The sequence below is a fragment of the Polynucleobacter sp. UK-Mo-2m-Kol15 genome, from assembly GCF_018881505.1.
Taxonomy (GTDB): domain Bacteria; phylum Pseudomonadota; class Gammaproteobacteria; order Burkholderiales; family Burkholderiaceae; genus Polynucleobacter.
This window is the reverse complement of record NZ_JACVQC010000001.1, coordinates 460,982-481,399: the sequence shown is the minus strand read 5'-3', so window position 1 is coordinate 481,399 and position 20,418 is coordinate 460,982. Positions and strand designations below refer to the sequence as shown.

Below are 20,418 nucleotides of genomic sequence, written 5' to 3'. Positions count from 1 at the left end.
GTGAGCATTATCTTATCTTTTGAAAACCAAGCTAGATCTAGTTAAAACTTAGGTGCAGCATCCCAAGATAAACCACCCGCATCTTTAGCATTCATATTGGGCGCAATCCCTGAGGGTAATGGCCAATCGATACCAATAGTTGGGTCATTCCAAGCTAAACATGCTTCACTTTGAGGGTGATAGTAATCTGTAGTTTTATAGAGGAACTCAGCAGTTTCCGATAGCACCAAGAAACCATGTGCTAATCCTTCAGGAACCCATAGCTGCTTGTGATTTTGGGCGCTCAACTCAACACCTACCCACTTTCCATAGGTAGGCGAATCCTTGCGAATATCTACGGCCACATCAAATACACTGCCCGCAACTACTCGTACTAACTTTCCTTGGGTTTGCTCTAACTGATAATGCAAGCCCCGCAAAGTCCATTGCCGAGAAAAAGAATGGTTGTCTTGAACAAATTCAACCTCTAAGCCAGTAGCAAGTGCAAAGTCCTGGGCATTAAAAGATTCGGTGAACCAGCCTCTCTCATCACCAAAGACTTTTGGCTCCACCACAAGCACATCATGAATTGCTGTTGGTGTTACTTGCAACTTTGAGGAGCTATTCATCCAACAACCTTCTTATGAGAAAGAGAGACTGGCTGAGCTGAGGTATTGAGTTCATTCAAAATCTTGCTTAAGTATTGGCCATAACTATTCTTACTTAACTGGAAAGCCACCTTCTGAACGGTCTCCGCACTAATCCAACCTTGACGATAAGCAATCTCTTCAGGACAAGCTACCATCAATCCCTGGCGCTTTTGGAGGGTAGCAATAAAACCTGCTGCGTCTAGTAAAGAATCATGAGTCCCGGTATCTAGCCAAGCAAAACCGCGGCCCATGATCTCGACGCTCAATTCATTCTTTTCAAGGTAAACACGATTCACATCAGTAATCTCAAGCTCACCACGAGCGCTTGGCTTAATCGACGAGGCAATATCGCATACTTGATTGTCATAGAAATATAGGCCTGTTACAGCATAACTACTTCTCGGCTTGAGTGGCTTCTCTTCAATGGAGAGCGCTTTGTAGTCTTTATCAAACTCCACTACGCCATAGCGCTCAGGATCATTGACGTGATAAGCAAATACCGTTGCACCATCACTGCGAGCATTAGCACTATCGAGCTGATCAACTAACTCGTGACCATAAAAAATATTATCGCCCAGCACTAGCGCACTCGGATTGTTACCAACAAAGTTTTTGCCTAGAGTAAAAGCTTGCGCCAATCCATCTGGTGAAGGCTGAACACAATACTCAATATTTAAACCCCATTGAGAACCATCTCCGAGCAAGTCAGCAAAGCGCGGCGTGTCATGCGGTGTGGAGATTAATAAAATGTCGCGAATACCGGCGAGCATTAAAGTCGTTAATGGGTAATAGACCATCGGCTTGTCATAGACAGGCATGAGCTGTTTAGAAACGGCTTGAGTGACTGGATATAAACGAGTGCCAGAGCCTCCCGCCAAAATGATGCCTTTACGATTAGTCGCCATTGCAGTCCAAATATATTTAAATCAATTGATCGTGAGCCAGCCTAGATACATATTCCCGCACCATGCTTTCCCAAGCTGGAAACTCGAGAATTCCATCCACATCATTATAAGAGTTAGAATTGTTTGGGCCTCTCTGAGTCAAAGCAAAACGCAGCCTATCGGTAGACATCCTTGAATTCATAGGTCTGGGGGCAGGTAACGGATATTCAACGGCTAATATTGGCTTGATAGCCTCTGGCCTTGCCTTAATGGTAACGCCAGCATCTAGAGCTGCCTTCACGGCTAAACACGCCAGGCCATGCCAAGTTGTTTCTCCAGCAGGAACAGCGTGATAGATACCAGATAGAAATTGTCTAGGCTTTAAATTGTCATCCATCGCCAAATCTAGACTGACTTGTGCCAGCCACTGCGCACTCGTAGGTACGCCATATTGATCATTGATGATTTTGAGCTCTTCACGGTCTTTAGCCAAACGTAGAATGGTGCGAATGAAATTGCCACCATCACCATAAACCCAACTTGTTCTAAAGATGGCATATTGACCAGTACGCTTGCCGCTCAAAAAAGCCTTGGCGATTGCCTCTTCTCCTGCAGCTTTACTCTTGCCATAGACACCCAAAGGCTTACGTAGATCATCCTCTAAATAAAAACCATATTTCTCACCATCAAAGACATAGTCTGTTGAGTAATGTAAAAAAGTGGCGCTATGATTTGCGGCGTATTGCGCCATGATCTCGGGAGCCTTAGCATTAATTGCAAAAGCCAGATCTACTTCTGTCTCAGCCTTATCAACTGCAGTATAGGCAGAAGCATTGATGATTAAATCGGGTGAGAACTGATTTAAGAGAGAGTCTAATGCAGCACTATTAGAAAGATCGCACTCATGCCGACCCACACAAAGAATGGTAGGCTTCTCATCCAAAGCAGCCAATTGCGAAGCTAGCAAAGCCTGAAAAGCTTTACCCAGTTGACCATCTTTACCAAAGACGAGGATATTCATGTTGGCTTACTTAAATCGCTAACTAGCAAATCAGTTGTACTGCTTTGAAAGCCAGTCACGGTAAGAGCCGCTCACTACACCTTCAATCCAAACCGGGTTATCCAAATACCACTGCACCGTCTTGCGGATACCAGTATCAAAAGTCTCAGCAGGTCGCCAACCCAGTTCACGCTCAACCTTGCTCGCATCAATTGCATAACGACGATCATGACCGGGGCGATCTGTAACGTAAGTAATTTGCTCTACATAGGACTTGCCATCAGCACGGGGTTTTAACTCATCCAAAATAGCGCAGATAGTTTTCACAACATCGATATTGGCTTTTTCATTCCAACCACCGATGTTATAAGTTTCACCCAAGCGACCACCCGCCAATACCTCCCTAATTGCAGAACAATGATCGCCAACATACAGCCAATCCCGAATCTGCTGACCATCACCATAAATTGGCAATGGCTTGCTATTGAGTGCATTGAGAATCACTAATGGAATCAGCTTTTCTGGAAAGTGATACGGGCCATAGTTATTAGAACAATTGGTGGTGACGACCGGGAAGCCATAGGTATGGAACCAGGCACGCACTAAATGGTCGGAGGCAGCTTTAGAGGCGGAGTATGGGCTATTAGGCTCATAGGAATTGGTTTCTGTAAATGCAGGGTCAGTAGCAGAAAGTGATCCATAGACTTCATCAGTTGAAACATGATGGAAGCGAAACGCTTTCTTCGCAGCTTCATCCAAACCATTCCAGTACTCGCGGGCACACTCCAGTAAATTAAATGTACCAACGATATTAGTTGTGACGAACTCAGCGGGACCATGAATGGATCGGTCAACATGACTTTCAGCAGCAAAATTCACAATGGCACGGGGCTGATGTTCTTTCAGCAAGCGTGCGACCAACGCTTGATCACCAATATCTCCATGAACAAAAAGATGACGAGAATCTTCTTTCAAAGATACAAGAGTGGCTAAGTTACCCGCATAGGTCAGTTTATCCAGATTAATAACGCCCTCATTACCTGGTACTTTTAGCCAGTCGAGCACGAAATTACCACCAATAAAGCCAGCACCCCCAGTTACTAGTATCACAGCTAATCCAATATAAATTAAAGGTCAATTATAAAGAAATCCGCCAGTAACCACTTCTGGAAATGCGTGATAATTCACTTCAAAAAATAATTGCTGACAAACTTAAACCATCAATATTTGGTCGATAAGTATTGGATTAGGTGTGAATGAGGTCATTCTTGAATAGCCAAGATAACCTCATATTCCGTTGAAAGATTGCAGATAACAGCAATTTCAATGCTATATGCATTAGCTCACCCCTCAAATGCCGCTAATGCAATGCCATTCTCTAGACAGTGTTAGCTAACTAAGAGGATCGCCTACATTTGTGAAATATATCAAAGCTAGTTATTACAATGGGTATCTAATGTCAGCTTCCATAGGGTAGGGTTATGACCGTAATCAAAGTTTCTACAATAGGCGCCCCAGGGGACTATCAATCCAGTCTGATACCTGCTATTTGGAGAAGCTTGGGCCATCAAATCGAATGGGTAAAACCAAACCAGTGCGATCTTTTAATTCTTGGCCCATTTGAAAATTTCAGTAAAAAGAAATTGGGTTGGTGCCCAAAGCCCCTCAGGCCACTTGTCAGTAATTTTCAGCAAACACTAGAATCACAGCTCGGTCAAAGAAGCCTTCGCCCCCTAAGCCTATTTCAAACAGGCGAAAATGTACGCCCCGATCATGTTGAAGCTGACTATTCAATCACATTTGATCTTGGGATTTCAGATTCCAAGCACTTTCGAGCCCCCTACTGGATGGAGATGGTTGACTGGTCTGGAGAAGGGGTCATAGGTAATCAAAATCCCCGGTATGGTCGACTTTTAGACCTTGATCGACTCATGCAGCCTTTGGGAGATGACTTCCTAAAACGCCCTCAGATAGGGGCAATCTTTGCATCCCACCTACGTGAGCCCAGAGGAACTCTTCTCAAGGCCGTCAAAGAGCAAATTGAAGTCAAGGAGTTTGGGATGTCATTCAACCCCAATATTAAGAATCATCTAGAAAGTGGAATCATCAAATACGATGAGCTGCAGAATTTTGCATTCAATCTTTGTCCAGAAAATGGCATGTTTCCAGGCTATTACACTGAAAAAATTCCAGAGGCATTTATGGCTGGCTGTCTACCCATCACTTGGGCTGATGACAATGTACGAGTAGATTTCAACCCAAACGCTTTTATCAACCTAGCCCCCATGTCGGCCAATGGGTTTTCAGAGCTAGGCAATCTTTTACATTCAAAAGATGCTCTCTCCAGGTTCTCCAGTGAGGCGCTACTTACCAAACGTCCCACCCTGGAACCTCTAAAACATTTCCTTCAAAATCTCATTAAGACAGCCTTGAGTTAATGCTTAGGAAACCATGGGCTAGTGCTAAAGCACCTATCCAATGTCCGAGAAATTGATCTTACTAACTTGGTATAACCTTTTACTGGGGTGCGCTCAGGCCTGTCATCAATAGTCGATTGAACGCGCGTGATGTCTACTGGGTAGGGTCTTACAGCCAAGAAATCTAAACCATGTTTTTGATAATGCTCTAAGAAGTGGTCGACTGGCTCATAAATATCTGATGAAGCCTCTATCAAGGTCTGAGCCACCTCAGGTTTTAGTAAATAAGCGGTTGCTCCTACAGCATCGCCAATGTTTCTAACCAATTGGATGTTATTCAGAGTCTCTATTGGCCGAAATGGCACTTCATATAAGCCCTGAAGTCTTACAAATGACCATGCAGATGGAAAGTTCAGCAGCGCGGCAAGAGCGCTCTCGAAATCAGGACTTAGAATAAAATCATCCTCTAAAACTAAGGTTGGAATATTTTCTTTTACACAACGCTTCCATGCTTCTTTATGAGAAAGATAGCAACCAATTTCATTCGGAGTTAAAAAATATCCTTGCAGTCTTTTAACTTTTTTTGCCTTATATTCAACTGGCGGCTGCTTAAGACTCGATCCATCAATAGCATCTAAAAACTCCCAAGGTATGGATATTTTTTTCATCTCTTGTTGAACTTTGACTCGACGATCAAGCGAACGGGCAAGTGAAATCACTAGAATCTGAATGAGCGGTCGGGGAGAATTCATATGAAAAAATTATAAGCAACAAATTGATTAAAAATAGCTCTGTATAAAACGTCCTAAACGCTTTATCTTTTTCAATGCACGAGATAAAAACGATTTAGTTGAGCCGCCGTGATCCATACTTAAATCCCAGCTAGATTGATAAATTACCCCCAAATAATTTGCCGCTAACTTTTTGATTGTTTCACCATTTCGTCGTAATAAGAAATAGTGCCAATCGTAGTAATAAATCCGGAACAACTGCTCAATAGGGTGCAAGGGGATTGCCTTAAAGTTCAGTAAAGCCTCAAGATAGAGCAGTGTTTCTGGATGTTGAGCTGTATTGATATCCCATAAAGTCATCCCTTTGGATTTTAAAAACTCATCATCCAAAGATCTCCATACCTTGCTAGACCAAATAAAGGGTGGGCATGGGCAATAGTAGTTTGGCCCAGACCGCCCAAAAATAGCTTTAACGGTATCTGCTTCAAGGCTGAGTTCATTAAGCACTTTGGCCTGACCCCGATTAATCGCAAGCTGGTAATAGTCTTTATTTTGATACATGACCGTATATGGATTTCCATCACCCGCCATAAAGTCTGACACATGAAAATCTTTGATAAAAATACAGTCTGAATCTAAGCAAACATAATTTTCAGTCAAGCCTAAGCGCCAGAATTCCGACTTAATTGTTTGTTGCGATAGTCCACCAGATCGATTCTTTTCAATCCCAGCAGGCACGCGAGGATTTGAGGCAATAATTGATTCGTCTGATACCCATTCATATCCATCAATACCATCCAATATGGCAAGCATTTCTGGCTTCTGCTCATCTGGAGTAGAGATATAAAACGGTATTCCATCAACATTATGCCGATGAATTGACTCTACTAATTTTTTGAGCCGTAAAAAATCTTTTCGGTAAGATTTACAGTAAAGGGCAATTTGGTTCAAATGGTTTCCTCTTTGCAGCTCAATTAAGCATGACGTTTCTGCACTTCAGTGAGTATCGTATTGACTGCCTGATCGACTCCAATCGGATTCCATGCAGGCTCTATTAATTTCTGAGCCTTCCAATCCAGCCAAATTCTTTCTAGGCTTAGCTCAATTGCCTCAGGATCAAGTTGAGGGCTGAGATAAGCGCCACGATCAAGCAGCATCTGGTCTAGCTGCGGATTGCGGTGGGTAATCCCCCAAATCGGGCGACCAGTCCATAGGTAATCGTAAAACTTAGAGGGGATATATTCAGCACACCATTCGTCATTGCCATGCAATAAGATCAAAATATCAGCAGCTTGCATTTTTTCAGACACCCGTTCTCGACCAGATTTTCCGGTAAGGGGATCTCGCTCTAAACGACCATGTGCCAGTAAAACATCCTCAAAACCCAATTGCTTGATTGCATCTAGTGAAAGTGAATCTAGAGGAGCGCCATAAGCATGAACACGAATCTGTTCACGTGCTTCTGGGTATTTTTTTAACAATGGCACCAAGGCCTTGAGAATGGTGGCTAGTGAACGATCGTTTGCCAAAGAACCAAAATGACATAAATTAAGTTGCTCTGTATATTGGTGTGACTGATTGGCATCTAGACTTCCAGGCGGCTTGGCTCCCGGAGTCACCACAAACCCATGTGCATTATTAAGAGTATTTAGATTTGAATTACGCACCTTTGCATAATGCAAGGCGCCATCGGTAAACCACCATACCTTGTCAGAGAACCGAGTTAGTTGATTTTCTAAATAGTGCCGAAAACGCGCATCACGATTTTTAGGTCTATCAAAGCCCTGATCTTTGGGGCTCTTACGAATCACCAAAGGATCATGCACTTCGGATATCAACTCAATGCCAGTTACCTTTTTTAGCCACACTCCAGCCAAATGCGCAGACCATGCGCTTCCTACCGAGAAGACGACATCCACTTTCCCGGCACGTATTAAACGCCACCCATGAAAGAAAGCGGGTAATGCCCAAGACCACTGACTTGAGTAACCAAGTAATAACTTCTCAATTGCAATCAACGGGGAAAGTAATAATGAAACTGTTCTTGTGGAGAATTTATAAATTAAACCTCGACCATACTTATTCGCTACCCAGTGCCTAAAATCAAAACGGAATCCCGATGGGCCCCAAGCAATAAACTGATAGTGCGGAAAACGTTGATCTTGAATTCCGGTAATCGCGCTAAATACAATTGGCTCGACACCAGCCTCTAGTAGATAAGGAATCTTGTCGGTAATAGTCAGACTCGCAGCACGTCCATCCATATTGAAGGCATGGGTCAAAATAAGCCAACGCTTTTTATCATTCACAGTAACTAGTGGAATCGCGCTTTGAGTACTCAAGAATATACCCAGTCTAACTAGTTATTACCAGCAACAATGGACATCACAGCCATGCGCACCGCAATACCAAAGGTCACTTGATTGAGAATGACTGACTGAGGGCCATCTGCTACAGCGGAATCAATTTCTACGCCGCGATTCATAGGGCCTGGATGCATCACGATTGCATCGGGCTTAGCCAAGGCTAAACGTGTGGGAGTGAGGCCATACTGCTTAAAAAACGCATCGCCCTCAGGAACTTGACCTACCTCCATGCGCTCTTTTTGAATACGCAAAGTCATTACAACATCAACACCCTTTAGGCCCTCTTCAATACTATGGAATACCTTTACCCCGAGCATATCCAGGTCATTTGGCAAGAGGCTCTCGGGACCAATTACATGAATATCAGTACAGCCCAATGTTCTTAGTGCGCAAATATTTGATTTAGCAACTCGGCTGTGCACAATATCACCGATGATGGCAACCTTGAGACTACTGAAGTCTTTCTTGAAATGGCGTATCGTATACATATCCAACAGACCTTGGGTTGGATGCTGATGACTACCATCCCCCGCATTCACCACATGAACGTGGGCGGGAACATGTTGAGCAATTTCAATAGGCGCTCTGGAAACACCATGCCGCACAACAAATATATCCGCCTGCATTGCTACTAAATTATCAATCGTATCTAATAGACTTTCACCTTTCGCTGTTGAAGAGGTAGAAATATCTAAGTTAATGACATCAGCAGATAAACGCTTTGCAGCGATTTCAAAAGTAGTGCGTGTACGCGTGGAGTTTTCAAAAAACAGATTAAATACACTCTTACCTCGAAGTAGTGGAACTTTTTTTACTTCTCGCGCAGGATCCGTAATGCTGACAAACTGTTGTGCGGTATCGAGGATATGAATGATTTGCTCTTTTGGTAAGCCATCCAAAGTCAGTAGATGGGTTAACTCCCCAGCAGCATTAAATTGATTGACTCGGGCATTTTCTGAGGAATTCACTGAATTGTTTACTCCACTCATTCCGCACGCTCCTCTATCTGGAAGCTGAACTTACCAGCACCATCTTTTTCTAAAACCAAAATTTGATTATCGGGGATGCTCAGTTGCTCCCCTACAAAATCTGCTGAGATTGGTAATTCACGATTATCACGATTTGCTAAAACCATTAATTCCACTTGTGCCGGTCTACCAAAATCGAATAACTCATTGAGTGCTGCGCGCACTGTACGACCGGTCAGCAAAACATCATCAATCAAAATGATATTTGCACCATTCACCTCAAAAGGTAGGCTAGTAGGCATCGTGCTAGCGGTACGAAGGGCCGTCATACCCTTCTCAGCATAGTCGTCGCGATGAAAAGCTACATTAATTACACCAAAGTGAACTAGCTGTAAATCTGCAGCTAAACGCTCTGTAATCCAGGCGCCACCCATTGCAAGACCAGCTAACTCAAATGAATCACCTGCCTTTTTGCGCTGACTTAAAGTCTCTAATAATTTCAGATAGGACTGCTCTGCATTCATCTCAAATAATCCAATTCTTCTCAAGAAAATACTGCTCCAAAATCAAGACCGCAGACCTGGCATCCAAATTGTCTCGCATGTCTGGATTGGCCTCCAAAACTGCTGAGGTATATCGCTCATCCACCCACTCTACCGGCAACTGAAAGCGTCCATGCAGCTGGTTGCCAAAGCGACGGGCTTTAGCAGTCATTGCATGCTCAGTACCATCTGGATGACAAGGTAAGCCCACTACTAAGCGGTTTGGCTGCCACTCCTTCAAAAGACCTTCAATTACCTTGAAAACAGCATCACCAGAAGCTTCTGCAATGGTCTTAATTGGCTGTCCCATGCGGGTAAGCGTATTACCGACAGCCACACCAATACGCCGAGTGCCATAGTCAAAGGCCATAACCGTTAATTGTGTGTCTGGCTTGATGTCCTCAGGCATGGCCTGCCTCACCTGATAAATGAGAAGGATCAAATCCCAAATGATTCATAGTCCGCTCATATCGCTGGCTATAGGGAGTGTTAAAGATAATATCAATCATCTGCTCTTGAGATAGGGGAACATTCATCCAATCATTGAGGGTAATTTCCTCTTCTAACTGTCCGGCACTCCAACCCGCATAACCCAAGGTCATCAGAAATTGATTGGGGCCAGCTCCCACAGCAACTGCCTCCAAGATATCTTTGGAGGTAGTCATAGTTAAACCACCGGGAACGGCAAGGGAGGAGCTATACAGCACTTCGGCTGTGGGTTTATGCAAAACAAACCCTCGCTCTATTTGGACTGGACCGCCAAAATAGACTGGTTGACTAGAGATGGGCGCAGCCTCTAATTTGACCTCAATCTTTTCAAATAAAGCCCCCATATCCAGCTCGGTGGGTCTATTAATTACCAAGCCCATAGCACCACGCTCAGTATGCTCAAACAGATAGATGACTGAGCCAGCAAAATTAGGGTCAGCCAAGCCGGGCATAGCAATTAAGAACTGGTTGGCCAGATGATCGGCAGAATATGAAATTGAGGACCCAGTCGCAGAAGACTGTGAATTCTGGGTGGGTGCTGCATCTTGACCCACAGGGGCTTTTTTAGCCGATTTCATGTACGTCTATTTTACCGAATTTCTGCCCTAGCTAGATCTTTCTGGTAATCCAGTAGGCCAGAAGACCAATACCTTCATGCATCAATTTATTCCAATTTTGCATGCCATCCTCCAGATCAAATTTACCCCAACTCAAACTGTGACTAGTTTGATAGTCGACAGGGGCTGGGATCACTGCAATACCTTGTTTCTGGAAAATCTTCAACGATCTATACATATGCGATGCTGAAGTAATTAGTAGCCACGGTTTCAGAGCTTCATTAGCCCCCAATTCCAAGATCATTGGCTTCATCAATAAAACGTTCTCATAAGTATTGCGTGACTGCTTCTCATAGTGGGCGTTTTTCTCTGGCAAACCTTGCTCTTTAATCAACTGCTTAAATGCATCAGCCTCAGATATCCCTTTGGGGGAGAGGCGCCCAGAGAAACCGCTAAATATAAAAGGAAGATCTGGGTATTTGCGAATGAGTTCAAACGCTTTAGTAACCCGCTCAGCAGAAGAATAAATCGACACTTCGCCACGATCTATAGCAATTACCCCGCCCTCAATCGCACCCCCCAAAATAATAATGCCGCCAAAGTCCCTTTCCGACATCTGTGCAAGACTCACTTTAGGAACCGAATCTTCAAGAGCCCTTAAGAAGATCTCCGAAGTTGGCAACCATCCGACTATTAATAAATCGGTCAAAGCTAGCAGCAGGAATCGCTTACATAGCTGGGGTTTTCTGAGACTCATAAATAACAGACTCAGACATACAAAGACAATCACCCAATTTAAGGGCTCAATACAAAACTGCGCAAGCTTAGAAAAAACAAAAAATATAGTGTCCATACATTAGCAATCTATTAATTAGTAGGATATTACTAGGATGCCAAGCAAGTGAGCCCAATTAGCCCTAATATAGGGGCTATGCAAAAAGCGCTGGTTTGGCTCCGTCGTGACTTACGGCTTTATGACAATGCCGCGCTTCATCACGCCCTTAAAAATAATAAGCAGGTTTGGTTGGTATTTATTTTCGATACCGATATTTTGGATCCCCTAAAAACTGAAGATCTAAATGCAAACGGCCTTAAGCATGATCGCCGTGTAGACTTCATATGGCAAGGCCTTAAGCAAATCGACGAGCAGTTACGCAACCAAGGTGGTGGACTCATTGTGCAATTCGGTAGGCCTAGTATTTGCATTCCGAAGATAGCGGAGACCTTGGATGTTAATACCGTATACGCCAATCACGATTATGAACCGTCAGCAATTGCGCGTGATACTCAAGTTGATAGCTCATTGGAAAAGTTAGGTATTCAATTTGAGACTTTTAAAGATCAAGTCATTTTTGAGAAGAAAGAAATTCTCACCAATTCCAATACCGTGTTCTCAATTTTTACGCCTTATAAAAATAATTGGCTCAAGACTTTACAAGAAAAAGATATTGCTGCTTATGAATGCTCCCTCACCCAGGGTCAGCTAGCAGCCATTCCTAAGACCTTAAAGGCACCCTTCCCCCCGTTAGAGTCGATGGGTTTTTGCCCAACTGGCATTGAAACCTATCTTCCTCCAGGATCAGAAGGTGGCCAGAGTTTCCTGGAAGACTTTCTACACAGAATCGATCAGTATCAAATCGGTAGAGATTTTCCAGCCATCAAAGGTGTGAGCTATTTATCTACGCACCTTCGCTTTGGAATGCTTTCGATTCGAGGTTTAGTACGTGAAGCACATCGTCGCATGCTTGCTGGGAGTATGGGTGCCACGATTTGGTTAAGCGAACTCATCTGGCGTGATTTTTATTTCATGATTTTGGCCAATCATCCACGACTAGCTAAAGGCGAGGCCTTCAAGCCCGATTATGACAATATTGAATGGGAAAGTGGCTTGACTGCCAAAAAGCTATTTAAAGCATGGTGTGACGGCAAGACTGGCTACCCACTAGTTGATGCTGCCATGTGCCAACTCAACCAAAGTGGATATATGCATAACCGCCTTCGTATGGTGGTTGCCAGCTTTCTTACTAAAGATCTCGGGATTGATTGGCGCTGGGGTGAAAGTTATTTTGCAAAACATCTCAATGACTTTGAGCTGTCTTCTAATAATGGTGGCTGGCAATGGGCTTCCTCTTCGGGATGCGATGCACAACCGTATTTTAGGATCTTTAACCCCATCACCCAATCCCAGAAGTTTGATCCTGAGGGCAAGTTCATTAAACGGTATCTACCCCAGCTAGACAAACTTTCCAAAAAATCCATTCATGCACCTTGGGAGGCTGGTCATATTGAACTAGAGGCGGCAGGCCTCCTTCTGGGGCGAGACTACCCTATGCCGGTCGTTAACCATGACGAAGCTCGCAAGAAGACCTTAGTTCGCTATAGCGTAGTAAAAAAAGTTACTCCAGAGTCTTAGGCTGATTAATTTATTGAAGACTCTGATACTTTCGGATTTAAAATAGAGCATGAGCAAGATCTACGCCATTGGCGATATTCAGGGATGTGCACCTTCCTTAAAAACGCTCGTCAAAAAAATTCCAGCGAAGTCGAAGATGATTTTCTTAGGCGATCTTGTTAATCGAGGTCCTGACTCCTTGGGTACGCTGCGCTACCTGAAACGATTACAAGAAGAAAAGCGTATTGAGTGCATTCTTGGTAATCACGACCTACATCTTCTTGCAGTAGATGCTGGGATACGTAAAACCAAAGGCTTGGATACTGTTCAACCCATCCTAAATGCGCCCGATAAGGAAGAACTCATCGACTGGTTACGCCATCGACCAATGGCCCTCAGCAATGGAAGGGTGCTCACTGTTCATGCAGGCGTTCTACCGCAATGGGATCTGCAACAAGCAATTGAATGTGCGCAAGAAGTAGAAAAGGCGCTACGCAAAAAAAGCTATAAAGATTTTTTAGCGAATATGTATGGCAATACTCCAAAAAAATGGAGCAACTCCCTAAAGGGATATGAACGCTTACGTGTGATTACCAATGCACTAACCCGTATCCGCTTCTGCACACCAGCAGGAACAATGGAGTTTGATAGCAAAGAAGGTTTTGAAGAGGGCCCAAAGGGCTACATCCCTTGGTTTAAGACTCCCAAAAGAAAAACTCAAGATACCTTGATTTACTTTGGGCACTGGTCAACCCTTGGGCTCATGCGACATAAGAATGTGATTGGCCTTGATACTGGCTGTGTTTGGGGTGGCAAGCTGACTGCCATGGAAATTCCAGAATCCGGCAAGCCCAGCAAGGCACTTGAAATCATTCAAGTGGATGGGTATGACCATCCACTCAGAATGTAATTACTTTTCTCTCGACAACTTGAATCTATAACTGCTTGAATGAGGTTTTTGCTGCAGAAATAATCTCCTCTAAAACAGCATTGTCATGAGTAATTGAAGTAAATCCAGCCTCGTAAGCCGAGGGTGCTAGATACACCCCCTGATCTAACATCAAGTGAAAGAATTTCTTAAATGCCTCAATATCGGTTTTAGTCACGGCCTCGAAAGAGTTTGGCACTTCATTAGCAAAGTAAAAACCAAACATACCGCCAACACTATCAACCGTAAAGGGGATGCCAACTTCGTCTGCAGCAAGTTTTAATCCTGCCATCAGTTTTTCGGTCTGCCCAGTTAAACACTCATAGAAACCCTCGCGAGCAATAATCTCCAATGTTTTTAATCCTGCAGCCACTGCTACTGGGTTACCAGATAAAGTACCGGCTTGATAGACATTGCCCAGCGGGGCCAACTTAGACATGATTTCTTTTTTACCGCCAAAGGCAGCCATCGGCATACCGCCGCCCATGACTTTTCCAAGGCAGGTCAGATCTGGAGTGATGCCTTGCAAGGATTGCGCGCCACCCAGTGCAACCCTAAAGCCTGTCATGACTTCATCGTAGATTAATACGCTACCATACTGGCTAGTAAACTGACGCAGCGTTGTCAGAAATGCTTTTGATGGCTTAATCAGATTCATATTTCCAGCAAACGGCTCAATAATCACCGCGGCAACCTGATCACCCTGCTTCTCAAACACTTCCTTCAGAGCTGCCACATCGTTATATGGCAACACTAGGGTGTGTTTTACTAAATCATGTGGTACGCCCCCAGAAGAAGGTGCATTTTGAGTTGAGTCTGCAAAGGTTAATAGTCCGGAGCCTGCTTTAACTAAGAGGCTATCAGCATGCCCGTGATAGCAACCTTCAAATTTAATAATCAGGTCGCGACCGGTATAGCCACGAGCAAGGCGAAGTGCACTCATCGTAGCCTCGGTACCACTGGACACCATGCGTACTTGCTCAATACTGGGAACCAATTGGCAAATTCGTTCAGCTAATTCAATCTCGCCTTCAGTAGGCGCTCCATAACTAAAGCTTGTTTCAGCAGCCCGTTTTACCGCTTCAACTACCTCGGGGTTTGCATGGCCCGCAATCATCGGCCCCCAAGACATAATTAAATCGATATAACGTTTGCCTTCAGCATCCCAGAAATAAGGGCCCTTAGCCTTAGCTACGAAACGGGGTGTGCCCCCTACTTGCCTAAAAGCACGTACAGGCGAGTTTACGCCCCCAGGAATAGTCTTTTGCGCCCGCTCAAATAAGATGTCATTTTGTCCCAAAATGGTGCCCTGCCTTTGCTAAAGTATTTTTAGTAAATAGTTTTCTGAACGACTAGATCGCCATCATTTCAAAGTCTTCCTTACGCGCACCGCACTCAGGACAAGTCCAATTCATGGGCACATCTTTCCAAAGTGTGCCAGCTGCAATACCCTCTTCAGGCAAACCAGCAGCTTCGTCATAGACCCAACCGCAAATTAAACACATATAGGTTTTAAATTCCATTGCTGACTTTCTTATATATATTCTTTATTTTAAATCTGCTGGCACAGCGCGCTTTTCATGCATCTCAAATTTAAACAGTCTACATTCCAACGGACCATTAAATAAAGGGGTCCGCTTAGACTCCTTAATGCGTAACTGACCTGGCAATGCCATATCTGCCGTTAGTACAAAAACGTTCCAACCCCCAAAAGCATCCTTGAGGTGCTGGCCGAACTGTCTTAGGAACTCCACAAATTTCGGATCCTGTTGTTCTTGGGCTTGTAGCTTTTTAAGAGATTCACGGCTAGAACGCTTAGCGCTCTGACGCCCAGTCTCTAGATTAAAAGCAAAGCGATCTTCTGGCTCCTCATTTTGCTCATATGAGCCCTGCTCCGTGTCCCCGCCTGCAGAACGATCCTGGCCTCGTCCACCCTTGATTACTAGGCGCTCGCCATAGGGTGGGTTTAATAGCATCACACCATCCTTGGTATTTACTGGCGGCTTACTAGCCAAAGCATCAATTTGACGAGTTACTGGTAAGTCCGGCAATTGAGCACGCTGCCAATTGCCTTTAAACATTGCTACCAAGCGCTCATTAATATCGCCGCCACTAATGCCCAAAGATTCTGAGTCTGGGAATTGTTTTCGCTTCTCCATCATCTCAGTCTGTGCAGCCTCTTTTAGGGAAGTCCAGCGCTTTTGCTCTGCAGTCTCATTAAAAGGTTTCAGTCTTTGAAACCCAAATCCATGAGCAGAAGTTACTAATGGACGATAGGCCAAGCGATTAGGCTTTGCATCATCTCCATACATTCCCGCTCGGATCGCTCCTGGCGGAATAGCCAAAGCTATTTGTGCAGCCTCAATCAAAAAGGTTCCACTGCCGCACATGGGATCAAATAAGGTTTGCGAAGGACGCCACCCGGTAATTGACAAGATACCTGCCGCAAGATTTTCTTTTAAAGGTGCGTCACCTTTTTCATCTCGCCAACCACGTTTAAACAATGCTTCGCCTGAGGTATCTAAATAAATCGTAACATGTGTCGCAGTCAGATGAGCTTGGACACGCACGTCCGGAAAAGCAGTATCAATACTAGGACGATCGCCAGTGACATCACGCAAGCGATCAACAATTGCATCCTTAATCTTGAGAGTCGCAAAATTCAAACTCTTCAATGGTGAGCGATGTGCAGTTACATCAACCCGCAAGGTCTGTTTAGATGAAAACCACTCTTCCCACGCTAAGCCACTGGCTAATTTATAGAGGTCCTCTTCTTGGCGGTATGGTGATTCAGCCATCTGGAGTAAAACTCGACTTGCAATTCGTGAATGTAGGTTCAAAGCCATTGCAGCAGAAAGCGGGGCTGCTAAGCCTATTCCACCTGTAGGACTGGTAGGTGTGGGATCAAGCACCCAAGCACCCAATGCCTTACAGTCTGGGCGCTGCGCAATACTTGCTAGCTCTTTTGCAAGAGGCACTTCTAGTCCGCCTGGACAAACAACAAAAAATCTCATGAGGCTAGCAATCTAAAAAGATGAAATAAAAACATTAAATGAGGAAAAGCATTAGGGCTTGATCACCACTAAAGTAGTTACGATGAATAGAAGAAGGACGGGTGCCTCATTAAACCAGCGGTACCAAACCCCTGAATGAGTATTGACAGATTTACGAAATTTCTTCAGCAGACCCCAACAAGCATGGTGATAACCAATTACCAAAAGGACAAAGAACACTTTGGCATGCATCCAGCCCTCACCGGCGCCAATCTTAAAATGTAGCCACAGGGCCAAGCCCAGCAATACGGCGGGTATCGCCAATATTGTCATAAATCTAAATAAGCGATTGGCCATACCCAGCAGACGGGCATATGCTTCAGGATTTTTTTCATCAGCCAAGTTCACAAAAATTCGGGGAAGATAGAATAAGCCCGCGAACCAAGAGGCAATTAAGACAATATGAAGTGTCTTAGTCCATAAATATGCATTACCCATAATGAATTATTTCCGTTTTGTGCTTATTTGATTGAGTTAAATAGATTAAGTACGTATCTCGCCATGGCCCATGACGATATATTTAAGAGAAGTAAGCCCATCTAAACCGACAGGGCCACGAGCATGTAATTTGTCATTGGAGATACCAATCTCAGCGCCGAGGCCATATTCAAAGCCATCAGCAAAACGGGTGCTAGCATTGACCATCACACTCGCGCTATCGACTTCTCGCAAAAAACGATTTGCCTGCGCTTGATTGTTGGTAATGATGGCATCGGTATGCTTGCTACCGTACTGCTCGATATGACCCATTGCTTCGTCGATATCTGTAACAGTCTTAATTGACAAAATCGGTGCCAAATATTCTGTTTTCCAATCCTCCTCGGTCGCCATCACCAGACCCTGAAATCCAACAGCCTCTAAAGTCTTCCGGGTGATGGGATCGACACGTAATTCAACACCCTTATCTTGGTATATTTTGCAGAGAGCTGGCAATATTTGCGGGGCAATGTCTTTGTTGACCAAGAGGGTTTCCATCGCATTACAAGGTGCATAGCGTTGGGTTTTAGCGTTATCACATACCTTAATTGCCATTGCTATATCAGCATCCGCATCAATATAGGTATGACAAATGCCATCCAAATGCTTAATCATCGGTACGCGTGCCTCTGCCATCAAGCGGGCAATCAAACTTTTACCACCACGAGGCACAATCACATCGATATATTCAGTCATAGTGATCATTTCACCAACAGCAGTACGGTCGGTAGTAGTTACAACCTGAACTGCATCCTTAGGCAAATTCGCTGCGTCAAGCCCCTCCTGAATCCATTGCGCCAATAAAGAATTTGAATCAATTGCTTCTGATCCACCACGCAAAATAACGGCATTACCAGATTTGAGGCATAGTGCCGCAGCATCAATCGTCACATTAGGACGAGACTCATAAATAATACCAATCACACCTAACGGGACTCGCATCTGACCAAGCTCAATACCAGAAGCTTGTTTTTGTAGTGCTGTCATCTTTCCAATCGGATCCTCTAGGGAAACGATTTGTTCTAAGCCCAACGCCATTGACTCAATCGTCTTTGGGGTCATCGTCAGGCGATCAATAAATGCAGCATCTTGACCATTGGTTTTGGCGCGAGCAACATCGAATGCATTGACCCGCTGAATTTCATCAGAACGCTCACGAACTAACTTCGCAATATGTAATAGCGCTTGATTTTTCTGCTCACCAGATGCTCTCGCCATTGCACGCGAGGCCTGACGAGCACGTTGGCCAATATCTTGCATCATCTGCTGAATGGTATTCGTTGAATTACTCATATCTTGACTATGTCTAATGAAAATTGTTAACTAATATCTACTTCAAATATCCAAAAAACTTTTAACGCAATAGATTGCCTACTAAACGCAAACCATCCCAAGGATCTGCCGGCAACTCCGCTGCATGCAGTCCCTTGGCTTGACGATCCAAACCTGCAGCTACTTGCATAGCTCTACGCAACTTTAAAGGCTGCACCCGTTTTAGAGCCATAGGATATAAGCGCTCCTTATTCCCCCAGATACGATTGGCACGCATTAAGTTTTGCACAGACTCACCCGCATCACTTGCTGCCTTTAGTTTCGATAGTATCCGAAGCTCTTCAGTTACGCTCCACAGAATCAAGACCAAAGGCTCACCCTCGCCTTTGAGGCCATCCAACATCCGATTCAGACGAGCTAGATCGCCAGCCAGCATTGCCTCAGTCAATTCAAAGACGTTATAGCGCGCCACTTTCAGGATGGCAGACCGAATTTGCTCTTCCGTCAAAACACCAGCAGGATGTAATAGGCCCAACTTCTGGATCTCTTGGTGAGCAGCGATCAGATTTCCCTCTACCTGCTCAGCAATAAAGGCTAATGCTCTTTGTCCATCAGGGCCTGGCTGTACCTCTTGACCCTGCTTTTTTAGGCGCCCGGCAATCCATTGTGGCAATTGAGTGCGATCCAAGGAATCCAACTGAATTGCCATACCTGCCTCGTCAAGAGCGCTGAACCAAGCAGAGGCTTTGGTCTTGCCATCTAACTTGGGCAAGATAATGCAAAAAATCGTATCTGGCCCTTCTGAGCCGACTACCTGAGATTCGATTTGAGTAGAGAACTGCTTCAGCGCGTCAGCACCATCACGCCCAGGCTTGCCTGTTGGTATGCGCAACTCTACCCAGCGCTTATCTCCAAATAAGGACATGGTTTGACCGGCACTTAAGAGCGAGCTCCAATCAAAACCGCGCTCTTGCAATAAAACTTCTCGATCGGTGTAACCGAATTTTTTAGCAGTAGCACGCAGCTGATCCATTGCCTCCATCATTAAGAGAGGTTCATCACCACTAAATAAATAAAGGGGCTTTAATGAAGACGCTGAACTAAGCGACTTCAAATGAATCTGCAGGGCATCGCTCTTAACCATGCAATTTGACCATCATTCTTTAAAAGCCTCGGACCTGTGGGGCACGTGTAGAAGCGGAAACACGACGCAAGATCTGTATGGCAAGATCTTTACGCATTAAAGTCAAAAATTGTTGCACTTGAACATCGGTAGCCAAAACGGTGGATACCGAGAAGTCCATATCACGCGTCATGTAGATCTCAGCTTCAGGCAGCACATCTGCTCCAGCATTGTCATAAGCTCTAAATCCAACACGGATATTTAAACGGTAGGCGGATACTTGACCGCTCGAGTTATAGGCCAAAATTTCACGACCATTGATATCGCTAGTGATTTCCAATATGAGATCCGCATCCTTGGGATTGATGGCCACCTTCGCATCAGTGCCAGTAAGAATAGCCATTTGTATATCAGCACGTAAAGGCGGCGATGGGCTGCCAGTAATCGCAATGACTTTATATGGTAAATCAACCATCCCGCGTAAACGATAGCCACAGGCTATCAAACCACTGACAGGGGCCATGGCTAGAATGCCCAGCATGGTACGTCGAAGGTGATTTACGCTCATGTATTTAATTTCTATTCAAAAT

At 44.5% G+C, this 20,418-nt stretch carries 22 protein-coding genes; 3 read left to right on the top strand and 19 right to left on the bottom strand.

Annotated elements, in window-relative coordinates; translation table 11 throughout:
- Positions 1–41 precede the first annotated feature (41 nt).
- From rfbC to rfbB, 4 genes are read right to left on the bottom strand one after another with little or no spacing between them, the layout of a single operon-like run.
- Positions 42–608 carry a dTDP-4-dehydrorhamnose 3,5-epimerase gene (rfbC, locus tag ICN43_RS02560; protein WP_216197047.1) on the bottom strand — a complete coding sequence of 189 codons (567 nt, stop codon included), beginning with the start codon at positions 606–608 and terminating at the stop codon, positions 42–44.
- Positions 605–1,534, bottom strand: a complete 930-nt coding sequence (rfbA, locus tag ICN43_RS02555; RefSeq protein WP_216197046.1) for a glucose-1-phosphate thymidylyltransferase RfbA — start codon at positions 1,532–1,534, stop codon at positions 605–607. The genes rfbC and rfbA overlap by 4 nt, the downstream gene beginning before the upstream one ends.
- 16 nt (positions 1,535–1,550) lie before the next feature.
- Complete coding sequence (gene rfbD / locus ICN43_RS02550; RefSeq protein ID WP_216197045.1) at positions 1,551–2,534, bottom strand: dTDP-4-dehydrorhamnose reductase; 984 nt, start codon at positions 2,532–2,534, stop codon at positions 1,551–1,553.
- 30 nt (positions 2,535–2,564) lie between these two features.
- Entirely contained in the window at positions 2,565–3,623 is a 1,059-nt protein-coding gene (rfbB, locus tag ICN43_RS02545; protein ID WP_216197044.1) for a dTDP-glucose 4,6-dehydratase, read from the bottom strand.
- Positions 3,624–3,994: 371 nt separating this feature from the next.
- Between rfbB and ICN43_RS02540 the strand changes: the two genes are divergently transcribed.
- A complete protein-coding gene (locus tag ICN43_RS02540) occupies positions 3,995–4,951 on the top strand; it encodes a glycosyltransferase family 10 domain-containing protein (RefSeq protein WP_216197043.1) in 957 nt (318 codons plus the stop codon).
- Here ICN43_RS02540 and ICN43_RS02535 read toward each other — a convergent pair.
- From ICN43_RS02535 to ICN43_RS02500, 8 genes are all read right to left on the bottom strand, one after another.
- Complete coding sequence (locus tag ICN43_RS02535) at positions 4,948–5,682, bottom strand: glycosyltransferase family 25 protein (RefSeq protein ID WP_216197042.1); 735 nt, start codon at positions 5,680–5,682, stop codon at positions 4,948–4,950. The two genes, ICN43_RS02540 and ICN43_RS02535, sit on opposite strands and share 4 nt — an antisense overlap.
- A gap of 27 nt (positions 5,683–5,709) precedes the next feature.
- A complete protein-coding gene (locus ICN43_RS02530) occupies positions 5,710–6,612 on the bottom strand; it encodes a DUF6492 family protein (RefSeq protein WP_255533394.1) in 903 nt (300 codons plus the stop codon).
- A gap of 23 nt (positions 6,613–6,635) precedes the next feature.
- On the bottom strand, positions 6,636–8,003 hold the full coding sequence (locus ICN43_RS02525) for a hypothetical protein (RefSeq protein ID WP_255533393.1): 1,368 nt from the start codon (positions 8,001–8,003) through the stop codon (positions 6,636–6,638).
- Between the two features lie 17 nt (positions 8,004–8,020).
- On the bottom strand, positions 8,021–9,016 hold the full coding sequence (locus tag ICN43_RS02520) for an aspartate carbamoyltransferase catalytic subunit (protein WP_255533392.1): 996 nt from the start codon (positions 9,014–9,016) through the stop codon (positions 8,021–8,023).
- Entirely contained in the window at positions 9,013–9,519 is a 507-nt protein-coding gene (gene pyrR / locus ICN43_RS02515; RefSeq protein ID WP_216199852.1) for a bifunctional pyr operon transcriptional regulator/uracil phosphoribosyltransferase PyrR, read from the bottom strand. The genes ICN43_RS02520 and pyrR overlap by 4 nt, the downstream gene beginning before the upstream one ends.
- A gap of 1 nt (position 9,520) precedes the next feature.
- Positions 9,521–9,946 (bottom strand): Holliday junction resolvase RuvX, encoded by a 426-nt coding sequence (ruvX, locus tag ICN43_RS02510; RefSeq protein WP_216197041.1) that lies wholly within the window; start codon positions 9,944–9,946, stop codon positions 9,521–9,523.
- Positions 9,939–10,478 (bottom strand): YqgE/AlgH family protein, encoded by a 540-nt coding sequence (locus ICN43_RS02505; RefSeq protein WP_255533501.1) that lies wholly within the window; start codon positions 10,476–10,478, stop codon positions 9,939–9,941. The genes ruvX and ICN43_RS02505 overlap by 8 nt, the downstream gene beginning before the upstream one ends.
- Before the next feature lie 157 nt (positions 10,479–10,635).
- A complete protein-coding gene (locus ICN43_RS02500; protein WP_255533390.1) occupies positions 10,636–11,292 on the bottom strand; it encodes a YdcF family protein in 657 nt (218 codons plus the stop codon).
- A gap of 222 nt (positions 11,293–11,514) precedes the next feature.
- On the opposite strand from ICN43_RS02500, the gene ICN43_RS02495 reads away from it, so the two are divergent.
- Complete coding sequence (locus ICN43_RS02495) at positions 11,515–12,996, top strand: deoxyribodipyrimidine photo-lyase (RefSeq protein WP_216197038.1); 1,482 nt, start codon at positions 11,515–11,517, stop codon at positions 12,994–12,996.
- Positions 12,997–13,045: 49 nt separating this feature from the next.
- Positions 13,046–13,885, top strand: coding sequence for a symmetrical bis(5'-nucleosyl)-tetraphosphatase (locus ICN43_RS02490; protein WP_216197037.1), 840 nt, complete (start codon positions 13,046–13,048; stop codon positions 13,883–13,885).
- 25 nt (positions 13,886–13,910) lie between these two features.
- Here ICN43_RS02490 and hemL read toward each other — a convergent pair whose 3' ends face one another.
- From hemL to lptE, 7 genes are all read right to left on the bottom strand, one after another.
- On the bottom strand, positions 13,911–15,203 hold the full coding sequence (gene hemL, locus ICN43_RS02485) for a glutamate-1-semialdehyde 2,1-aminomutase (RefSeq protein ID WP_216197036.1): 1,293 nt from the start codon (positions 15,201–15,203) through the stop codon (positions 13,911–13,913).
- Positions 15,204–15,255: 52 nt separating this feature from the next.
- The gene (locus tag ICN43_RS02480) at positions 15,256–15,426 is read right to left on the bottom strand and encodes a rubredoxin (protein ID WP_216197035.1); all 171 of its coding nucleotides are present in this window, start codon (positions 15,424–15,426) and stop codon (positions 15,256–15,258) included.
- A gap of 24 nt (positions 15,427–15,450) precedes the next feature.
- Positions 15,451–16,917 carry a class I SAM-dependent RNA methyltransferase gene (locus ICN43_RS02475; RefSeq protein WP_216197034.1) on the bottom strand — a complete coding sequence of 489 codons (1,467 nt, stop codon included), beginning with the start codon at positions 16,915–16,917 and terminating at the stop codon, positions 15,451–15,453.
- A 51-nt stretch (positions 16,918–16,968) separates the two neighbouring features.
- Positions 16,969–17,394 (bottom strand): CopD family protein, encoded by a 426-nt coding sequence (locus tag ICN43_RS02470; protein WP_216197033.1) that lies wholly within the window; start codon positions 17,392–17,394, stop codon positions 16,969–16,971.
- Positions 17,395–17,439: 45 nt separating this feature from the next.
- Positions 17,440–18,726 carry a glutamate-5-semialdehyde dehydrogenase gene (locus ICN43_RS02465; RefSeq protein ID WP_216197032.1) on the bottom strand — a complete coding sequence of 429 codons (1,287 nt, stop codon included), beginning with the start codon at positions 18,724–18,726 and terminating at the stop codon, positions 17,440–17,442.
- 61 nt (positions 18,727–18,787) lie between these two features.
- Positions 18,788–19,849, bottom strand: a complete 1,062-nt coding sequence (gene holA / locus ICN43_RS02460; protein WP_216197031.1) for a DNA polymerase III subunit delta — start codon at positions 19,847–19,849, stop codon at positions 18,788–18,790.
- 19 nt (positions 19,850–19,868) lie between these two features.
- Positions 19,869–20,396, bottom strand: a complete 528-nt coding sequence (gene lptE / locus ICN43_RS02455) for an LPS assembly lipoprotein LptE (RefSeq protein ID WP_216197030.1) — start codon at positions 20,394–20,396, stop codon at positions 19,869–19,871.
- Positions 20,397–20,418 lie beyond the last annotated feature (22 nt).